At 67.0% G+C, this 15,532-nt stretch carries 16 protein-coding genes; 10 read left to right on the top strand and 6 right to left on the bottom strand.

Annotation, left to right across the window (positions count from 1 at the left end):
- The 6 genes from QW845_RS29665 to QW845_RS29640 form a co-directional block, all read right to left on the bottom strand.
- On the bottom strand, positions 1 to 222 hold the full coding sequence (locus QW845_RS29665; RefSeq protein WP_315805053.1) for a RebB family R body protein: 222 nt from the start codon (positions 220 to 222) through the stop codon (positions 1 to 3).
- Positions 223 to 290: 68 nt separating this feature from the next.
- Positions 291 to 563, bottom strand: a complete 273-nt coding sequence (locus QW845_RS29660; RefSeq protein ID WP_172108192.1) for a RebB family R body protein — start codon at positions 561 to 563, stop codon at positions 291 to 293.
- 74 nt (positions 564 to 637) lie between these two features.
- On the bottom strand, positions 638 to 907 hold the full coding sequence (locus QW845_RS29655) for a RebB family R body protein (protein WP_172108194.1): 270 nt from the start codon (positions 905 to 907) through the stop codon (positions 638 to 640).
- A gap of 72 nt (positions 908 to 979) precedes the next feature.
- Positions 980 to 1,249, bottom strand: a complete 270-nt coding sequence (locus QW845_RS29650) for a RebB family R body protein (RefSeq protein WP_315805052.1) — start codon at positions 1,247 to 1,249, stop codon at positions 980 to 982.
- A gap of 61 nt (positions 1,250 to 1,310) precedes the next feature.
- Entirely contained in the window at positions 1,311 to 1,601 is a 291-nt protein-coding gene (locus QW845_RS29645) for a RebB family R body protein (RefSeq protein WP_315805051.1), read from the bottom strand.
- Positions 1,602 to 2,024: 423 nt separating this feature from the next.
- Positions 2,025 to 4,400, bottom strand: a complete 2,376-nt coding sequence (locus QW845_RS29640; RefSeq protein WP_315805050.1) for a xanthine dehydrogenase family protein molybdopterin-binding subunit — start codon at positions 4,398 to 4,400, stop codon at positions 2,025 to 2,027.
- 200 nt (positions 4,401 to 4,600) lie between these two features.
- Between QW845_RS29640 and QW845_RS29635 the strand changes: the two genes are divergently transcribed.
- From QW845_RS29635 to QW845_RS29590, 10 genes are all read left to right on the top strand, one after another.
- Positions 4,601 to 5,674 (top strand): Ppx/GppA phosphatase family protein, encoded by a 1,074-nt coding sequence (locus QW845_RS29635; RefSeq protein WP_315805049.1) that lies wholly within the window; start codon positions 4,601 to 4,603, stop codon positions 5,672 to 5,674.
- Positions 5,675 to 5,819: 145 nt separating this feature from the next.
- Entirely contained in the window at positions 5,820 to 6,515 is a 696-nt protein-coding gene (locus QW845_RS29630) for an RlmE family RNA methyltransferase (protein ID WP_315805048.1), read from the top strand.
- Between the two features lie 100 nt (positions 6,516 to 6,615).
- On the top strand, positions 6,616 to 6,894 hold the full coding sequence (locus tag QW845_RS29625; RefSeq protein ID WP_315805047.1) for a DUF3551 domain-containing protein: 279 nt from the start codon (positions 6,616 to 6,618) through the stop codon (positions 6,892 to 6,894).
- A gap of 80 nt (positions 6,895 to 6,974) precedes the next feature.
- On the top strand, positions 6,975 to 7,337 hold the full coding sequence (locus tag QW845_RS29620) for a hypothetical protein (RefSeq protein WP_315805068.1): 363 nt from the start codon (positions 6,975 to 6,977) through the stop codon (positions 7,335 to 7,337).
- Between the two features lie 244 nt (positions 7,338 to 7,581).
- Complete coding sequence (locus QW845_RS29615; RefSeq protein WP_315805046.1) at positions 7,582 to 8,550, top strand: Bug family tripartite tricarboxylate transporter substrate binding protein; 969 nt, start codon at positions 7,582 to 7,584, stop codon at positions 8,548 to 8,550.
- On the top strand, positions 8,547 to 9,041 hold the full coding sequence (locus QW845_RS29610; RefSeq protein ID WP_315805045.1) for a tripartite tricarboxylate transporter TctB family protein: 495 nt from the start codon (positions 8,547 to 8,549) through the stop codon (positions 9,039 to 9,041). The genes QW845_RS29615 and QW845_RS29610 overlap by 4 nt, the downstream gene beginning before the upstream one ends.
- A complete protein-coding gene (locus tag QW845_RS29605) occupies positions 9,041 to 10,540 on the top strand; it encodes a tripartite tricarboxylate transporter permease (RefSeq protein ID WP_315805044.1) in 1,500 nt (499 codons plus the stop codon). The genes QW845_RS29610 and QW845_RS29605 overlap by 1 nt, the downstream gene beginning before the upstream one ends.
- Positions 10,541 to 10,738: 198 nt before the next feature.
- Positions 10,739 to 12,214: an HlyD family secretion protein gene (locus QW845_RS29600; protein WP_315805043.1), complete on the top strand. Its 1,476-nt coding sequence runs from the start codon at positions 10,739 to 10,741 to the stop codon at positions 12,212 to 12,214.
- Entirely contained in the window at positions 12,211 to 13,428 is a 1,218-nt protein-coding gene (locus tag QW845_RS29595) for a hypothetical protein (protein WP_315805042.1), read from the top strand. Before QW845_RS29600 ends, QW845_RS29595 begins: the two co-directional genes overlap by 4 nt.
- Positions 13,428 to 15,404 (top strand): cellulose synthase catalytic subunit, encoded by a 1,977-nt coding sequence (locus tag QW845_RS29590; protein WP_315805041.1) that lies wholly within the window; start codon positions 13,428 to 13,430, stop codon positions 15,402 to 15,404. Before QW845_RS29595 ends, QW845_RS29590 begins: the two co-directional genes overlap by 1 nt.
- Positions 15,405 to 15,532: the final 128 nt, after the last annotated feature.

Genomic DNA, 15,532 nt, shown 5'->3' with positions numbered 1-15,532 from the left:
TCACGAACTCCCTTGCGCAATGATCATCGCCAGGACCTGCGCGAGCGCCGCGCCGGCCAGGACCTGGCCACGTTGCTGATTGGCCGCGGCGTTCGCCATGGCGAGCCCGAGGCTGTCGGCCATCGCCACATAGGTCATGCCCATGGCGACCGATGGGGCGAGCCCGACATTGACGACGTTGCCGTCGACCACGGCCGTCAACGATGCGGAGGCGGCTGGCACGACGAACGGCTCCCTTGGCCGGACGCAAGCCTGCGGCTAGCCGGGTGGCACCGTCGGTGGACGGACCGCTACACCAGGCCGAGCACCTTTTCGGTGGCGATGCCGGTCGTGCCGGTATCGAGGGTCAGCAGGGTGGAGATGCCCTGCGTGGTCGAGGCCTGCATCGTCACGTAGGACTGCTGCTGGTTGTTGGTCGCGTTGTGGGCCGCGTTGGACAGCGCCTGGCTGGTGGCGATGAACAGGTTGCCCATCGCGACGGCCGGCGCGTCGCCGAGCACCTTGGTGTTCACCTGGCTGATGGAGTCCGTGATCTGACTGTTGACGGCGGTGGGGAATGCCATGATGTCTCTCCTTTGCGAGTGCTGTTGGCGTGGGGTCGTCTCTCGATCAGCCGGGCATCACGCGCGGATGGTGCCTAGCTCTTCAGGATGGTCGACGTCGCCAGTCCGGTCGACGCCGTGTCGAGTGAGTAGAGCAGCGCGACGCCTGCCGTCGTCGCTGCCTGCGCAGTGACGTACATCTGTTGCTGCGCCAGGGTGGCGTTGTGCGCTGCATTCGCCAGCGCCTGCGCCGTCGCCTGATACAGGTTGCCCATTGCGATCGCAGGTGCCGTACCGAGGACCTGGACGTTGCTCTGGGTCACGGAGTCCGTGATCTGACTGTTGACTGCCGTGGGAAATGCCATCTCACCAGCTCCCTGGGATCATGAGGCGAGGGCCAAGATCGGGGAGTGTCCCGATCCCGCGCTCGGGCCTGGTCAGGACGACAGGATGTCCTTGGTGGCGACGCCGGTGGAGGCGGTGTCGAGCGAGTAGAGCGTGGCGACGCCCATGGTCGTTGCCGCCTGCGCGGTCACATAGCTCTGCTGCTGCGAATTGGTGGCATTGTGCGCAGCGTTCGCGAGCGCCTGCGCGGTTGCCTGGAACAGGTTGCCCATCGCGATCGCCGGCGCGTCGCCGAGCACCTTGGTGTTCGCCTGGGTGACGGAATCGGTGATCTGATTGTTGACTGAGGTCGGAAATGCCATGGCTCGATCCTTTCAGGTGGAGGTCATTTCAGCAGGTGGGTGGTCGAACGGGACGTGCGCGTCAGCTCGTCAGGCCCTTGACGCCGGTGTTGAGGATGTCGGCCGTCGCGACGCCGGTGGTGGCGGTGTCGAGCGAGTAGAGCGTGGCGACGCCCATGGTGGTGGCGGCCTGCGTGGTCACGTAGCTCTGCTGCTGCGCATTGGTCGCGTTGTGAGCCGCATTGGCGAGCGCCTGCGCCGTGGCCTGATAGAGGTTGCCCATCGCAATCGCGGGCGCATCTCCGAGCACCTTGGTATTCGCCTGGGTGACGGAATCGGTGATCTGGTCGTTGACCGACGTCGGGAAAGCCATCTCGTCATTCTCCCTCGTTTGAGCCGACATCCACCGCGTGACGCAGTCGTGCGTCGTTTGGCGTGGCACCGGCGTCCGGCGTGTGTTGAAGATGCCAACCGGCGTTGCAGCAACCTAAGGAAGATCGGGACGCTCGCGATAGTCGAAAGGGATGGAACTCAGGGACGAATCCCGGCGAAAATAACCGGATGACTTCATCGGTTCTGCCGCAATTCAGCGATTTTTCCGCACGCCTGCTGCGGTGATCGCGACTGGCATCCCCCGCTGCGGGCAGGGCGATCGCGTATGGAGGGAGCGTGAGACCGGCGCGCGGCAACGTCGCCGTGCGAACGGATCCTCTGCCATCTGCGCAAACGAAAGCCCGGCCGTTCGGGCCGGGCTTGATCAGGCAAAAGCGACGGCGATGCGCCGAAGACGACGGTTCTACGCCGCGGTCCTCGCCTTGCCGTCCTGGATTGCGCGCCAGAGCTTCTCGGTGGTCAGCGGCATATCGAGATGCTTCACGCCGTAGTCGGACAGTGCGTCGATCACCGCGTTGATCACGGATGCCATCGAGCCGGCGCAGCCGGCTTCGCCGCAGCCCTTGGTGCCCAACGGGTTGGACTTCGCCGGCACCGGATGGTTGTCGACCGTCATCATCGGCACGTCGGAGGCGCGCGGCAGCGCGTAGTCCATCAGCGATCCCGTGATCGGCTGGCCGCTCTCGTCGTAGCGCAGGTGCTCCATCAGCGCCTGGCCGATGCCCTGCGCGACGCCGCCATGGAGCTGGCCGGCGACGATCATCGGGTTGATCACCGTGCCGAAGTCGTTGATCGCGGTGTAGGCGACGATCTGCGCGACGCCGGTGTCGGGCTCGATCTCGACCTCGCAGACATGGCAGCCGTTCGGGAACGTCGACTCGGTCACGGTCGAATTGTGGTCGACGTCGAGCGAGGCCGGCACGCCCTCGGGCATCTTGCCCTCGCGCATGCGCCGCGCCAGCTCCATGATATCGATGCTGCGGTCGGTGCCGGCGATGGTGAACTGGCCGCCCGCGAACTCGATATCGGCTTCCGAGGCCTCGAGCAGATGCGCCGCCGCCTGCTTGCCCTTGGCGATGACGAGCTGCGAGGACTCGACGATCGCCTGGCCGGTCGCGGTGATCGAGCGCGAGCCGCCGGTGCCGTTGCCGAAGCGAACGAGGTCGGAATCGCTCTGCTCCAGCCGGATCTTCTCGAAGGGCACGCCGAGCTGCGCCGACAGCACCTGCGAGAACGGGGTCGCGTGACCCTGGCCGTAATCGAGCGTGCCGGTGGTCAGCGTCACGCCGCCATCGGCGTCGAAGGTGATCTTGCCGAGCTCGCCCGACGGCGGCGCGGTCACCTCGAGATACGAGCCGACCGCGATGCCGCGCAGCTTGCCGTTCTTGCGGCTCTCGCGCTTGCGCCTGGCAAAGCCGGCGTAGTCCGAGACCTCCAGCGCCTTCTCGAACACCGCGGCGAAGTCGCCGGAATCATAGGTGACTCCGGACGCCGCCGGGAACGGCATCTGGCTCGGCTTGATGAAGTTGCGCTTGCGGATGGTGAGGCGGTCGATGCCCATCTCGCGCGCGGCGGTATCGATCAGCCGCTCCATGAAGTAGTTCGCCTCGGGCCGGCCGGCGCCGCGATAGGCGCCCATCAGGGTGACGTTGGTCAGCACCGTCTTGATGTCGACGCCGAGCAGCGGCGTCTTGTAGACGCTGGCGAGGTTCTTGCCGGTGTTGAGCGACAGCGGCAGCGGCGCCACGCCCATGATGTAGGCGCCGAGATTGCCGTAGCCGGACAGCCTGACAGCGAGGAACTTGCCGTCGGCGTCGAGCGCCAGCTCGCCATGGATGATCTGGTCGCGGCCCTGGCTGTCGGACAGGAAGGCGGTGGTACGCTCGTCGCGCCACTTCACCGGACGGCCCAGCGCCTTGGCCGCATGCAGGATGCAGACATATTCGGGATAGGAGACGTTCTTCATCCCGAAGGAGCCGCCGACATTGGTGGTGAGGATGCGGACCTTGTCCGGCGCGACGTTGAGGATCTTGGCGAGCGTTGCCTTGTTGCCGGAGACGCCCTGGGTCGGCACTTGCAAGGTGAAGCGCTCGGTCTTGCCGTCGAAGGCCGCCAGCGCAACGCGCGGCTCCATCGACACCACGGCGACGCGGGTGTTGACGATGTCGAGCTTGGTGACGTGCGCCGCCTTGGCGAAGGCCTCCTCGATCTTGGCGGTGTCGCCATAGTGGTAGTCGAGGGCGACGTTGTTCGGGATGTGGTCGTAGAGAAGCGGCGCGCCGGGCCTGGCGGCTTCCTCGGCATTGGTGACCGCGGGCAGGGGCTCGATATCGAGCTCGACCGCCTCGGCCGCATCGCGGGCCTGCGCGGCGGTTTCCGCCACGACGAAGGCGACGGGGTCGCCGACGAAGCGCACCTTGTCGGTCACCAGCGCCGGGCGATTGGTCTGCAGCAGCGGTGAGCCGTCCCGGCCCTTCAGCGGCAGGCCGCAGGTGAATGGGCCATAGGCGGCCGCCGCGAGGTCGGCGCCGGTCCACACCCCGAGCACGCCGGGCATCGCCTTTGCGGCCGCGGTATCAATGCCCTTGATGATGCCGTGGGCATGGCTGGAGCGCACGATCCAGGCATGGGCCTGGCCGGGCAGGTTGAAATCGTCGGTATATTTGCCGTGGCCGCGCACCAGCGTGTCGTCCTCCTTGCGCCGGACCGGCTGCCCGACGCCGAATTTCTGCAGCGCGATCGCGTTTTCGAGGGAGGCCGGGGAGGTGTGATCTTGCATGAATGAGGACCCAACGGGCTGGATTGGTCGCAAATGCGGGCTGTTCCCAGATAGTGCAGCGCCCGCGGCCGGACAACGGTTGATTAGGAATGGTGCATCACGCCTGACGGAGGGGCTGTTGCGCCGGCGCTATCCACTGATAATGTCTAGGGAAAGAGAACTTCCATCTGGGCCGGTCCGGCCAGCGGAAAGACATTTGAATGATCAATGACACGCGGCTGCGGGAGAGTCCCACGCCGCGCGGGAACCTGGAGCCCGGCTTGCGTCCGGGTCTGGACGTCGCGACGCCTTCCTGCGCCAGCAATGGCAGCAGCGTCTACGCGGCCCTGGACCTCGGAACCAACAATTGCCGGCTCCTGATCGCCTGTCCTTCGGGCGACAGCTTCCGCGTGGTCGACTCGTTCTCGCGCATCGTCCGGCTGGGCGAGGGCATCTCGACCACCGGCTGTATCAGCGATGCGGCGATGGATCGGGCCATCGCCGCCCTCAGCATCTGCCGGGACAAGATCCAATCCAAGAAGGCCAGCCGCCTGCGCCTGATCGCGACCGAGGCCTGCCGCGCCGCCACCAATGCCGACGGGTTCCGCAGCCGGGTGGTGGCCGAGACCGGCATCGAGCTCGAGGTGATCGACCGTGAGACCGAGGCGACGCTGGCCGTCAAGGGCTGCGCGCCGCTGCTCGATCCGGGCGGGCGCGGGGCCATCCTGTTCGATATCGGCGGCGGCTCCAGCGAGCTGGTCAGGATCGAGCGCGATCCGGCCGACCGCAACGCCGAGCCGCGCATCAAGGCCTGGATGTCGATCCCGCTCGGCGTCGTGACCTTGGCCGAACGCTTCGGCGGTCGCGACGTGACACCGGAGATCTATGCCGCCATGGTCGAGGCCGTGGCCGAGCATGTCGGGCCGTTCGCGGCCGAGAATGGCGGCGACCTCTCCGGCATGCATCTGCTCGGCACCTCCGGCACCGTGACGACGCTCGGCGGCATTCATCTGAACCTCGCGCGCTACGATCGGCGCCGGGTCGACGGCATCTGGATCAACGATGCCGACATCACGACGACGATCGCAAAACTGCTGGCGATGAGCTACCAGGAGCGCGCCGAGAACAACTGCATCAGCATCGACCGCGCCGACCTCGTGCTCGCGGGCTGCGCCATTCTCGACGCGATTCGCCTGGCGTTTCCGCTGCCGCGGCTGCGCGTCGCCGATCGCGGCCTGCGCGAGGGCATGCTGGTCGAGATGATGCGCGAGGACGGCGCGCTCAGGACGGCGTAGCAAGAATTGACGACGTCATTCCGGTGCGGTCGGACGAAAGCAGCGAAGCTGCTTTCGTTTGGCGCGAACCCGGAATCTCGCTCCGCAACTTCTGGATTCCGGGTCCCGCCTGACGGGCGGTCCCGGAATGACCTCAGAGATCAAGATGGCAAAAGACACCACTGGCCGCATGCATGTGCAGGTCAAGACCGGGGGCAAGCGCAAGCTGTCCTCGAAACTCTGGCTGGAGCGCCAGCTCAACGATCCTTATGTCATGAAGGCCAAGCGCGACGGCTACCGCTCGCGCGCGGCCTACAAGCTGCTCGAGATCGACGACAAGTATCATTTGCTGAAGCCCGGCATGACGGTGGTCGATCTCGGCGCCGCGCCCGGTGGCTGGAGCCAGATCGCGGCGCGTCGGGTCGGGGCCGAAGCCGGGAAGGGCAAGGTGATCGCGATCGATCTGCTGGAGATGGGCGAGATCCCCGGCGTCACCTTCACCCAGCTCGACTTCCATGCCCACGATGCGCCGGAAAAGCTCCGCGCCATGCTCGGCGGGCGTGCCGACGTGGTGATGTCGGACATGGCGGCCAACACCACCGGCCATCGCAAGACCGACCAGCTGCGCATCGTCGGTCTCGTCGAACTTGCCGCGCATTTCGCCAGCGAGGTGCTCAAGCCGGGCGGCAGCTTTCTCGCCAAGACGTTCCAGAGCGGCGCCGATGCCGACTTGATGGCGCAGCTCAAGCGCGATTACGCCAGCGTCCGCCACGTCAAGCCGGCCGCGAGCCGGCAGGATTCGTCGGAGCGCTACGTGCTGGCGATGGGTTTCCGCGGCGGAGAGCAGGCCGACCTGTTGTAATGGCGTCATTGCGAGCGGCCCGCGCCGGCGATACAGAGCAGATGCAACACGGTCTCGGGAATCGGCTTGGGCCGACGAGACCCCTTCCGGAGGTCCCCGAATGCGTGTCCTGACCTGCAGCGCTGTCGCGGTCGCTTTGATGGTGGGCTCGGCCATATCGGCGCCGGCTCATGCCCAGGCCTACGATCCGCGCTATCCCGTGTGCATGAAGGTCTATGAAGGCGGCCGGTTTGGCGGTGGCGAGTGGATCGACTGCAGCTACACGTCGCTGCCGCAATGCCGCGCCACGGCGTCCGGCCGCGCGGCGATGTGCGACCTCAATCCATTCTACGCGCCGCCGGCACCGCCGCCGCGCGGCAAGCACCGGCGGCATCGCTGAAACAATTCATCACGGAACGGCCGTTGTCGTATCGCGTGATCAAGCTCAAGATCGCCAACACCGCAATCCCGGGCCCCCGTATGTCACGTCGTTTCATCGTCTCGATTGTGATGCTTCTGCTGCTGGTGCCCGCGCTTGCGACGGCCGCTCCGTCGCACAAGCGCAAGGCTCATCGCTGGCAGGGCTATGGCTTCCTGCCGGGCTATAAGCAGCCGCCGAACAACAGCCTCCCGCTGTACGCGGACAAGGAAGCGATGCGCAACGGCCCGCCGCGCGGCAGCCGCCGCCACTGGTACATCGACGGCACCCCGAAATACATGCTCTACAACGGCGAGTGGCATTATTTCGGCCAGCCCGGCTTCTATCGCGGCCATTACAATGGCGGCAGCTTCGGCCCGTGCTGGACGCGGACGCCGGTGGGAATGGTCTGGACTTGCGGCTGAGCCCTCCAGGCCACTGAGCGGCAAAGTGCCTCGCGTAAAGGGGGTGCGCCATCCTGTCGCAGGGTAGCGCCTTGAATGCCCCCTTTGGGCCTGTAAGCTTTTGCTGTGTCTCGAGAATCCAAGAGCTGATCTGACCGGTCCGTGCGCAGTCGATCGTGCAGCCGTGCGCGTCTTGGTGCCGCATGATCGGGGTTGAGACGCGGATAGAGAAACGTGAGCCGCCGGGGCGGCCGTGGAGGGGTCCTTGAAGTCATTCTGTGCGCGCCTGTCCGGCGCAGCTGTTGCGTTGACATTCCTGGCCGGTGCACCGGTCTCTGCCCAGCAATTGGAGCTGAAGGTGATGGCGCCGGCCGCGCCCGGCGGCGGCTGGGACCAGACCGCGCGGGCCATGCAGCAGGCCTTCGTGGCGTCGGGCGTGGCGCGCAGCGTCCAGGTGACCAACGTCGCCGGCGCCGGCGGCACCGTCGGCATCGCGCAGTTCGTCACCGGCGCCAAGGGCGACGGCAACCAGCTGATGGTGAACGGCTTCGTGATGGTCGGCGCGCTCGCCATGAACAAGTCGCCGGTGACGCTGGAGCAGGTGACGCCGATCGCGCGGCTGACCGAGGAGATCCAGGTCATCGTCGTGCCGGCCAACTCGCCGATCAAGACGGCGCAGGACCTCGCCGCGGCGCTGAAGGCCGATATCGCCAAGGTCACCTTCGCCGGCGGCTCGGCCGGCGGCGTCGATCACGTGATGGCGGCGCTGTTCGCCGGCGCCGTCGGCGCCGACGCCAAGAAGGTCAACTACATCCCGTTCTCGGGCGGCGGCGAGTCGCTGGCGGCGATCCTCGGCGGCAAGGTCACGGCGGGCATTTCCGGCCTGTCGGAGTATGACGGGCAGATCAAGAGCGGCAAGCTGCGCGCGATCGGCGTGTCCTCGGAGAAGCGCATTCCCGGGGTCGACATCCCGACCTTCAAGGAGCAGGGCATCGACCTCGTGCTCGCGAATTGGCGCTCGGTGGTCGCGCCGCCCGGCATCACGCCGGAGCAGAAGAAGGTGCTCAGCGACGCCGTCGAGAAGATGGTGAAGTCGGATGCCTGGAAGGAGATCCTGAAGCAGAAGGGCTGGGACGACGCCTATCTTCCGGGGGATGCGTTCGCCGACTTCCTGAAAAAGGAGAACGTCCGTGTCACCGACGTGTTGAAGTCGGTCGGCCTCGTCAAGTCATGACGACGGAGCGCGCCGGCGCCGAGACACCCGCCTCGGGAGGCGTCGACAAGGCCGGCATCGTCATTGCGGCGCTGCTCGCGGCCGTTGCGCTCGTGCTGGTCTACGACGCCAATCAGATCCCGGCGACCACGATGTACGGCATGGGCCCGCAGGTCATGCCGGTCGTGATCGCGATCGGGCTCGGCATTCTTGCACTGGCCAATCTGATCGATGCCGTGAGAGGCAAGCTGCCGCCGCGCGAGAGCTCCGATCCGGTCGCGGTGCTGCTGATCCTCGCCGGCCTTGCGCTCTTGATCGCGATCATCGGCTTCGGTGGCGGCTTCATCCTGGCGACGACGACGCTGTTCGTGACGACGTCGGCCGCGTTCGGCCGGCGCGCCTTCGTCACCGATCTCGTCATCGGCGCCGTGCTGACGACCGTGATCTATCTCGCCTTCGACCGTCTCCTCACCCTGAGCCTTCCCGCCGGTCCGCTCGAAAGACTGCTCTGATGGACACCTTTGCCGCGCTCGCGCATGGGATGGCGATCGCCGTCCAGCCCATGAACCTGCTCTATGCGCTGGTCGGCGTGTTCCTCGGCACCGCCGTCGGGGTGCTGCCGGGCATCGGGCCGGCGCTCACGGTCGCCCTGCTGCTGCCGGTCACCTACAAGCTCGATCCCGGCGGTTCGCTGATCATGTTCGCCGGCATCTATTATGGCGGCATGTATGGCGGATCGACCACCGCGATTCTGATCAACACGCCCGGCGAGAGCGCCTCGATGGCGACTGCGCTCGAGGGCAACAAGATGGCCAAGTCCGGCCGCGGCGGCCCGGCGCTGGCGACCTCGGCGATCGGCTCCTTCGTCGCCGGCACCATCGCCACCATCGGTCTCGCCTTCCTGTCGCCTTACCTCGTCGACATCGCCGTGCGCTTCGGTCCGGAGGACTACTTCGCGCTGATGTGCGTCGCCTTCGTCACGGTGTCCGCGACCTTCGGCGATTCACCGATCCGTGGCCTCACCAGCCTGTTCATCGGGCTGACGCTCGGTCTCATCGGCATCGACAAGCTGACGGGGCAGGCGCGGCTCGCCTTCGGCGTGCCGGAACTGCTCGACGGTGTCGAGGTGACGACGTTGGCGGTCGGCCTGTTCGCAGTCGGCGAGGCGCTCTACGTCGCCTCGCGCCGTCACCATAGCGAGGAGAAGATCGAGGCCATCAAGGGCTCGCTGTGGATGACGCGCGAGGACTGGAAGCGGTCGTGGAAGCCGTGGCTGCGCGGCACGCTGTTCGGCTTTCCGATCGGCGCGCTGCCGGCGGGCGGCGCCGAGATTCCAACCTTCCTGTCCTATTCGGCCGAGCGGCGGCTGACCAAATATCCCGATCAGTTCGGCAAGGGCGCGATCGAAGGCGTCGCCGGCCCTGAGGCCGCCAACAACGCCTCTGCCGCGGGCACCTTGGTGCCGCTGCTGACCCTCGGCCTGCCCACCTCGGCGACCGCCGCGATGATGCTCGCCGGCTTCCAGCAATATGGCCTCAATCCGGGACCGCTGCTGTTTGCCGAGCGGCCCGATCTGGTCTGGGGCCTGATCGCGAGCCTGTTCATCGCCAACACGATGCTGCTCGTGCTCAACCTGCCGCTGGTCGGGCTGTGGGTGAAGCTGCTCGCGATCCCGACACCCTGGCTCTATGCTGGCATCCTCGTGTTCGCGACCATGGGCACGATCGCGGCAAAACCGTCGGTCGTGGAACTGTCGATGCTGGCCGGCTTCGGCGTGCTCGGATTCCTGATGCGCCGGTTCGATTTCCCGATTGCGCCGGTCGTGGTCGGGCTGATCCTCGGGCCGATCGCCGAGAGCCAGTTGCGGCGGGCGCTCGCGATCAGCCTCGGGGATCCCATGACCCTGCTGCAGTCGCCGATCTCTGCAACCCTTCTGGTCGTCGCGCTGATTGCGTTGATCGCGCCGTTCATCTTGAAGGGACTCGGGCGCTTCAAGGCGAATGAGGATTGAGTGCGGCCCGCAAGCGGAAACCGCGCCATCGCAGTGCAACATAACGTGACCGGAGGGGAGCGCGGAGATCGGGCGCGGCGTGAAACGATGTGCCCGCGATCCGGTTTTGGGTTGAGCCATCGAGACCGGAGCCTGGAACTCCGGATCAGCTGAGGAAGCGTCTTTCGGGGCGTGTCACCCCAAACCGAAAGAGACCCGATGACCGATCGCTTCGATGACGGTTTCAAGCCAGCCCCCGCGCAACGTCCCGCCGCTCCAAAGACCGCAACCCAGCCGCCGCGCCATCCCGTGATCCTCAGGGTGTCGGCGCTCGGTGTGGCCGGCATCCTTTCGGCGTTGATGCTGACCGCGGTGGTGCCGCCGATCGTGGCCGACCAGTCCGATCGCGCCGTGGTCGATGCGCCGGTGATGCTGCTGACGTCCCCGATCGCGGGCCAGGTCGATTCGCTCACGGCCAAGCCGGGTGGCGAGGTTCGGTCCGGCGACCGCCTCGCAGAGATCACCAATCCGCGGCTCGACCGCACCACGCTCATCTCGCTGGAAGAAAAGGCGGGCGACGCGCGTCAGAAGCTCGATGCCACACGCGCCAAGCATCAGTCTGACGTCGCTTATGTCAGCTCGCTCGATCAGGAGATCGCGAGCCAGGCCGGTCAGTTGAAGGCGCAGTTGCAGTCCCAGATCGAGGAGCTGCGGGCCCGCGTCGCGCAGTCGAACGCGCAGAGCAGCGAGAAGAAGGCCATCGTCGACCGCCAGAACCGCATGGTCGCGCGCGATGCCGCCAGCGTCGAGATGCTGAAGCCGACCGAGCAGCAATATGCGGCGGCGCTGCACGACACCGATGCGCAGACTGCCAAGCTGAACCAGAAGCTGGCGCAGCTGGAGGCGCTCGACGCCGGCGTCTATGTCGGCGAGGATCTGGTCGCGCTGAACATGCTCAGTCAGAAGCGCCGTGACATCGATCTCGATGCAAGGCGGATGGAGATCGAGGAGAAGCAGCAGGCCGCCGTGCTCGAGGATCTCGAGGGCCTGATCAAGTCCGAGCGCGCGCGGCTGGCGCGGCTCGCTGCCGCGGACGTGCTCTCGCCCGGTCCCGGCAAGGTGCTGGCGGTGGGCGCCGACACCGGACGCCACGTCAGCGCCGGCGATACGATCGCCTCGGTGGTCGATTGTGACAAGCGCTTCGTGGTCGCGATCTTCTCCTATCGCCAGGGCGAAGCGATGAAGCCGGGCACCAAGGTGCGCATCGATGGCGGCGGCTTCCATAGCGGCATCGTCAGCGCCGTGCTGCCGAAGACGAGCGACAAGGTCGACGAGCGCTTTGCCGTGCCATTTCCGCAGACCGAGCGGCGCGAGCTCTACGTCATGATCACGCCTGACGCCGCAGACGAAAAGCCGGCAGCGCAGCCGACCTCCGCGGCGACGCCGGCCTGCACGGTGGGGCAGTGGGTCACCGTGACGCGCGACAATGGCATCGTGCCGTCGATGTCGGTGACATGGCGCCGGCTCGGCCACCTCGTTGCGTCGCTGACCGATCTGGACCCGTCTGAGCCGGACGAAGCGACGCGCCGTGCCGGCGTCAGCAAGCTCGACTCCGCCTTGCGGTCGCACCCGGCGCAGCAGCCGGTCTTCGACGAGCAGTGGCTGCCGACAGCGCGCGCGGTCTCGGCACAATGAGGCTTCTCTCCATGGCGATGGCGGTGATCGCTCTGCTCAGCGGCGCATCGCCGATGCGCGCCGAGACGTCGTCGCTCTGTGCGGGACTGATGCAGGCCGTCGAGCCTGGCCTCGCCGGCCGTGACGCGGCGTTCATCCGCAGCTACGAGCCGGGTGCCGACGAGGAGGGGCTGCCGCTCGGCCTTTCGACGACGGCGTTCACCTATGATAACGCCCTGGCCGCCATCGCGCTGGTCGCATGCGGTCGCGTCGACGAGGGCCGCGTGATCGGCAACGCGCTGGTGCATGCCGGCGCTCATGATCGCAGCTTCGGCGATGGCCGCCTGCGCAACGCCTATCGCGCCGGTCCTGTCGGCCCCGGCGCGGCGCTGCTGCCGGGCTGGTGGGACGACCACAAGAAGATCTGGGGCGAGGACGCCGCGCAGGACGGCACCGCGACCGGCAACGTTGCCTGGGCAGCGTTGGCGCTGCTGACGCTGCATCAGGCGACCGGTGAGGAGGACTACTTGTCCGGCGCGCGGCGCCTGATGGACTGGATCATGGCCCACGCAACGAACGGCGCGGACGGCTTCAGCGGCGGTTATCACGGTTACGATCCGCAGCAGGTGCGCCTCAGCTGGATGTCGACCGAGCACAATGCCGATGTCTACGCCGTGGCCTCCTGGCTCTCTCGTATCACATCGGAGCCGCGCTATCAGGATGCCGCGCAGGCGGCGCGCCGGCTGCTCGATCGCACGTTCCGCGGCGATCACTTCCTGCTCGGCACCAAGCCCGACGGCCACCTCGCCGACGGCAATCTGCTCGCGCTCGACGTCCAGCTCTGGCCGTGGATGGCGGTGACGGATGCGCCCGACTGGCGCAGGGCGCTGCGCTTTGCCGAAACTCATCTCGCCGTCGACGGCGGCTTCGACTTCAACGGCGATCGCGACGGCGTCTGGGTCGAGGGCACCGCGCAGGCGGCGCTGGCCTATCGCATGGTCGGGGACGCCGCCAGCCAGCGGCTGCTTGCAGGATTGCGTGCCGACCGCACGGCAACGGGACTGCTGAACGCGACGCGCAACGCGCGCCTTACCACGGGGCTGTCGATCGATCCGACGGGCGCGACCACCATCCAGGACTTCTTCTACTACAAGCGTCCGCATCTCGGTGCCACTGCCTGGGCCGTGCTCGCCGAGACCGGCTGGAATCCTTTCACTGGCGCAAGGGTGCCCTGATGTTTCCGCTCCCCAGCAATGACGCCTCGGTGTTGACCACCGATCTCGGAGTCCTGCTCGGGCTCCTCGTGATGGCTCGCCTGCTCGATCCGACGCGCCGGCGCGACCGCCTGCTGTTCGGCGCTACCGCAGCGTCGTTCCTCCTGATCTACACGCTATGGCGCTGGCACGACACGCTGCCGGTGTTCGACCTGACCCTGCAGGCGCTGTGGCCGCGGCTGTTCATCACGCTCGAGATCGTGGCGATCTCCTACACGCTGATGTCGATCCTGATTCTGACCCGCAGCGTCGACCGCTCGGGACAGGCCGACGCCGCGCAGCGCGCGCTGGCGGCACGGGGCGAGCAGCCGGCCGTGGACGTCTTCATCTGCACCTATGACGAGCCCATGGAGATTGTCGAGCGCTCGATCCTGGCCGCGCTCGCGCTCGACCATCCCAACAAGACCGTCTGGGTGCTCGACGACACCCGGCGTGATCGGCTCCGCGCGTTCTGCGACGAGGTCGGCGCGCGCCATCTGACGCGGCCCGACAACAAGGGCGCCAAGGCCGGCAATCTCAACAACGCGCTTGCGGCGACGGCGCAGCTGTCGAACGCGCCGGTGATCCTGGTGCTCGATGCCGACTTCGCCCCGCGCCGTGACTTTCTCCAGCGCACGGTCGGCCTGCTGCTGTCCGAGCCCGATATCGCCGTCGTGCAGACGCCGCAATTCTACTACAACCCCGATCCGATCCAGCACAATCTGCTGTCATCAGGCCATTGGGTCGACGACCAGCGCTTCTTCTTCGACGTGTTCCAGCCGGCCAAGGATGCCTGGGGCTGCGCGTTCTGTGTCGGCACCTCCTTCGTCGTCCGCCGCGAGCGGCTGATGGAGATCGGCGGCTTCCCGCATGCGGCGATCTCCGAGGATCTCAACCTCACCTACACGCTGCTCAAGCGCGGCCATCGCACGGTCTGGCTGAACGAGCCGCTCAGCTTCGGCCTCTCGGCGGAAGGCGTGCCCGAATACATCACCCAGCGCGCCCGCTGGTGCCTCGGCACGATCCAGGTCGCGCTCTTGCGCGATGGCCCGCTGCGCAGCCGCGGCTACAGCTTCACCCAGCGCTGGCACTTCCTGCATGGCGTGCTCAACTGGGCCTGCAAGCCGTTCATGGTGCTGCTTCTGATCGCGCCGCCGATCTACTGGTTCGCCGGGCTGCCGGCGTTCGAGGCCGACTATCTGTCGTTCCTGCGCTACGGCGTGCCGGCGCTGCTCGGGACGATCATCTACATGGGCTGGATCTCGCGTTCCAAGACCCTGCCGCTGTTCATGGAAGCGACCCATGCAGTGACCTGCTTTGCCGTCACTGCCACCTTGCTCAGCGCGCTGGTCCGGCCGTTCGGCCGCCCCTTCAAGGTGACCGACAAGGGCGGCGACCGCTCCAAGCCGCGCGTCCACGGCAAGCTCGCCGCGATTTTCGGCGCGATCGCCGCGAGCTCGGCGGCGGCCATCGTCTGGGCGTTCGTGTCGCCGAATGCAGCCAGCGAGATCTCGTCGATCGACTACTTCAATCTGTTATGGGCCGGCATCGCGATGCTGATCGCCTTCATCGCGTTTCTCGTCTGCTTCGAGCTGCCGCGCGGCGAGGACCTGTTTCCGAGCGACGAGGCGGGCTGGCTGGCGCAGAACGGCGAGGTCGTGCCGTGCAAGATCGAGGCGCTGTCTCTGTCGTCGGCACGCGTGGCCCGGTCGCGCGGCCGCGCAACGATGCGGCCGGGGGCGCTGCTGCCTGTGCATCTCGATGGCCTCGGATGGATCGAGGCCTCGGTGAGCGCTGTTTCCAGGACGGCGATGCATCTCCGCATGCACCCGACCGAGGCGCAGCGGCGCCAGTTGGTCGTCCGCCTGTTCAGCTCCTCTTGCGGCGTCATCACCGGCCGCGCCCGCCTGCGCGGGGCCCTCGCAGGGTTGGCGCGCCGCGGCTTCGTCGGTCGCTGACGTTCCGGATCCAGCGGTAGGGGTGGGCAAAGCAGCCGCCGCAGGCGGCAGCGTGCCCACCGGCCGGGCGGGATGGCGAGCGTCTCCACCTCGTGCCTGGCTTCGGTCGCGATCCCCGGCGGAGGTGC

Source organism: Bradyrhizobium sp. SZCCHNS3002 (assembly GCF_032377435.1).
Lineage (GTDB): Bacteria > Pseudomonadota > Alphaproteobacteria > Rhizobiales > Xanthobacteraceae > Bradyrhizobium.
The sequence above is the reverse complement of the archived record's forward strand: the minus strand, read 5'-3'. Positions and strand labels throughout refer to the sequence as shown.

Excerpts from the sequence above, each read along its gene's own strand:
- QW845_RS29660 (WP_172108192.1), bottom strand. The coding sequence starts at position 563 with ATGGCATTCCCCACCGCCGTCAACAGTCAGATCACGGACTCCATCAGC.
- QW845_RS29600 (WP_315805043.1), top strand. The coding sequence starts at position 10,739 with ATGACCGATCGCTTCGATGACGGTTTCAAGCCAGCCCCCGCGCAACGT.
- QW845_RS29620 (WP_315805068.1), top strand. The coding sequence starts at position 6,975 with ATGTCACGTCGTTTCATCGTCTCGATTGTGATGCTTCTGCTGCTGGTG.
- QW845_RS29590 (WP_315805041.1), top strand. The coding sequence starts at position 13,428 with ATGTTTCCGCTCCCCAGCAATGACGCCTCGGTGTTGACCACCGATCTC.
- QW845_RS29645 (WP_315805051.1), bottom strand. The coding sequence starts at position 1,601 with ATGGCTTTCCCGACGTCGGTCAACGACCAGATCACCGATTCCGTCACC.
- QW845_RS29630 (WP_315805048.1), top strand. The coding sequence starts at position 5,820 with ATGGCAAAAGACACCACTGGCCGCATGCATGTGCAGGTCAAGACCGGG.
- QW845_RS29610 (WP_315805045.1), top strand. The coding sequence starts at position 8,547 with ATGACGACGGAGCGCGCCGGCGCCGAGACACCCGCCTCGGGAGGCGTC.
- QW845_RS29640 (WP_315805050.1), bottom strand. The coding sequence starts at position 4,400 with ATGCAAGATCACACCTCCCCGGCCTCCCTCGAAAACGCGATCGCGCTG.
- QW845_RS29605 (WP_315805044.1), top strand. The coding sequence starts at position 9,041 with ATGGACACCTTTGCCGCGCTCGCGCATGGGATGGCGATCGCCGTCCAG.
- QW845_RS29595 (WP_315805042.1), top strand. The coding sequence starts at position 12,211 with ATGAGGCTTCTCTCCATGGCGATGGCGGTGATCGCTCTGCTCAGCGGC.
- QW845_RS29625 (WP_315805047.1), top strand. The coding sequence starts at position 6,616 with ATGCGTGTCCTGACCTGCAGCGCTGTCGCGGTCGCTTTGATGGTGGGC.
- QW845_RS29650 (WP_315805052.1), bottom strand. The coding sequence starts at position 1,249 with ATGGCATTTCCGACCTCAGTCAACAATCAGATCACCGATTCCGTCACC.
- QW845_RS29635 (WP_315805049.1), top strand. The coding sequence starts at position 4,601 with ATGATCAATGACACGCGGCTGCGGGAGAGTCCCACGCCGCGCGGGAAC.
- QW845_RS29655 (WP_172108194.1), bottom strand. The coding sequence starts at position 907 with ATGGCATTTCCCACGGCAGTCAACAGTCAGATCACGGACTCCGTGACC.